A 2,212-nucleotide genomic window follows, 5' to 3' on the forward strand; every position below is an offset into this window, starting at 1 on the left:
CCCATCGCGCCGAGAGTACTGCGGGGCCAGCCCGTGGGAGGCCAGGGCGCCGCTGACCGGTGGACGGCACCGAGCCGTCGGATGACTTGAAGAAGGGGGAGGCCTCGCGGCCTCCCCCTTTTTTGCGTTTACGGGCAACAATACTTATGCAATTAAATCAATTAAATCATCCACCGCTGAATATAGACGTTCACCGTTCTGTGCTCAGTTCTCTGTTCTCAATGGACTAATATTTGCTTTAGCGCACTGCTGCGCTTGTCCTGTTTTACACGGGTCGTTTTATTGATTGTGAAGGAAGGACTCACATGGCAGATGTTCATGAGCTGCTTGATACTTGGATTGCCAATGTCAAGGACGAGGAGCTCCTCGCTGAGCTTAACACGATGAAGGAGCAGGGTGATGAGGACGCCATCACCGACGCTTTCTTCCAAGATCTCGCCTTCGGTACTGCCGGCCTTCGCGGCACTATCGGTGCGGGCACTAACCGTATGAATATCTATACGGTCGGTCGTGCGACCCAGGGATTCGCTGACTACCTCAATGCGACCTTCGAGCATCCAACGGTCGCCATCGCTCGCGATAGCCGCAATAAAGGTGAGCTGTTCGTTAAGACGACGGCTGCCATTCTTGCAGCAAACGGCGTGACTGCCCTCGTTTATCCCAAGATTTCTCCTGTGCCGACGCTCTCCTGGGCCGTCCGTGATCTTAAGTGCTCCGGTGGCATTTGCATGACCGCTAGTCATAACCCGGCACCGTATAACGGCTATAAGGCCTATGGCCCCGACGGCTGCCAGATCACCAGCGAGGCCGCCGATGCAATTTCTAAGGCTATCGCCGAGACCGATACGTTCACCGGTGTGAAGTCCATGGACTTCGATGAGGCTCTTGAGCAGGGCCTGGTCAAATGGATCGATGACTCGTGCCTCGAGCGTTATTACGACGCCGTTCTCGCGCGCGGCGTGACCAACCTTTCTGCCGAGGAGATTGCCGGCGCACCGCTCAAGCTCGTCTACACTCCGCTGAACGGTACCGGCCTCATTCCTGTTACCACGGTGCTCGAGCGCGCTGGCATCACCGATGTCACGGTTGTTCCCGAGCAGAAGGAGCCTAACGGCGATTTCCCGACCTGCCCGTATCCTAACCCCGAGATCCGTCAGGCCATGCAGAAGGGCATCGATCTCTGCGAGCAGGTTCACCCTGATTTGCTGCTTGCAACCGATCCCGACGCCGACCGTGTTGGCGTTGCCGTTAAGAATGGCGATGACTATCTGCTGCTGACCGGCAATGAGATGGGCGTTCTGCTGCTCGACTATATTTGCAAGACCCGTGCCGCCCGCGGCGAGGACCTCACTAAGAAGGTCGCGGTTACTACCATTGTTTCTTCCGCCATGGTCGATGCTCTGGCCGAGGAATATGGCTTTGAGCTCCGTCGCTGCCTGACGGGCTTCAAGTACATCGGTGACATCATTACCTCGCTTTCCGATGCCGGTGAAGTCGATCGCTTTATCTTCGGTTTTGAGGAGAGCTACGGTTATCTGGCTGGTGATCACGTGCGCGACAAGGACGCCGTGAGCACTTCGCTGCTGATTTGCCAGATGGCTCAGTATTACAAGCTGCAGGGTAAGAACCTCGCCGACGCAATGCACGAGCTGTACGAGAAGTATGGCTACTATCACAACAAGACGATTTCGCTGAGCTATCCGGGCGCTGAGGGTGCGGCAAAGATGGCCGGCATCATGGCTGGTCTGCGCGAGAACCCGCCCGCGGAGCTCGCCGGTTCCAAGATTGAGGCCGTCGTGGACTACAACACCTGCGTGAACGGCCTGCCGAAGGCTAATGTCATTGAGTTCGATCTCGAGGGTGGCAACAAGGGTATCGTCCGTCCTTCCGGCACCGAGCCCAAGATCAAGCTGTATATCTTTGCCAAGGGCGCGGATGCCGCCGAAGCTGATGCAGCACTTGACGCGATTGAAGAGTCCGGTCGCAAGCTGCTGGCATAAGGTATTTAAGAGTCTATTACTGTAGATAGGCGAAAGAGGGGATCTCGGAAACGAGGTCCCCTCTTATATTTAACCAGCCAGCCGAGAGTCCTTATATGTGTAGGAAATGTGTACGCCCAGATTCCCGCCCCCGGGGCCCCTCCGGTCTGGCAATATATCTCCTTGCCGCGCGGCCCGGTCGGACCGGACCAGCCGCCAGGCGTGCACCTTGA

1 protein-coding gene is annotated in these 2,212 nt (G+C 56.9%); it reads left to right on the plus strand.

Annotation, left to right across the window (positions count from 1 at the left end; all coding sequences use genetic code 11):
• Window positions 1-305 precede the first annotated feature (305 nt).
• Complete coding sequence (locus ACESSC_RS09725) at window positions 306-2,000, plus strand: phospho-sugar mutase (RefSeq protein ID WP_055252695.1); 1,695 nt, start codon at window positions 306-308, stop codon at window positions 1,998-2,000.
• Window positions 2,001-2,212: the final 212 nt, after the last annotated feature.

This window comes from Collinsella aerofaciens (assembly GCF_964243765.1).
Taxonomy (GTDB): Bacteria; Actinomycetota; Coriobacteriia; order Coriobacteriales; family Coriobacteriaceae; genus Collinsella; species Collinsella aerofaciens_BU.

Excerpts from the sequence above, each read along its gene's own strand:
- ACESSC_RS09725 (WP_055252695.1), top strand. The coding sequence starts at position 306 with ATGGCAGATGTTCATGAGCTGCTTGATACTTGGATTGCCAATGTCAAG.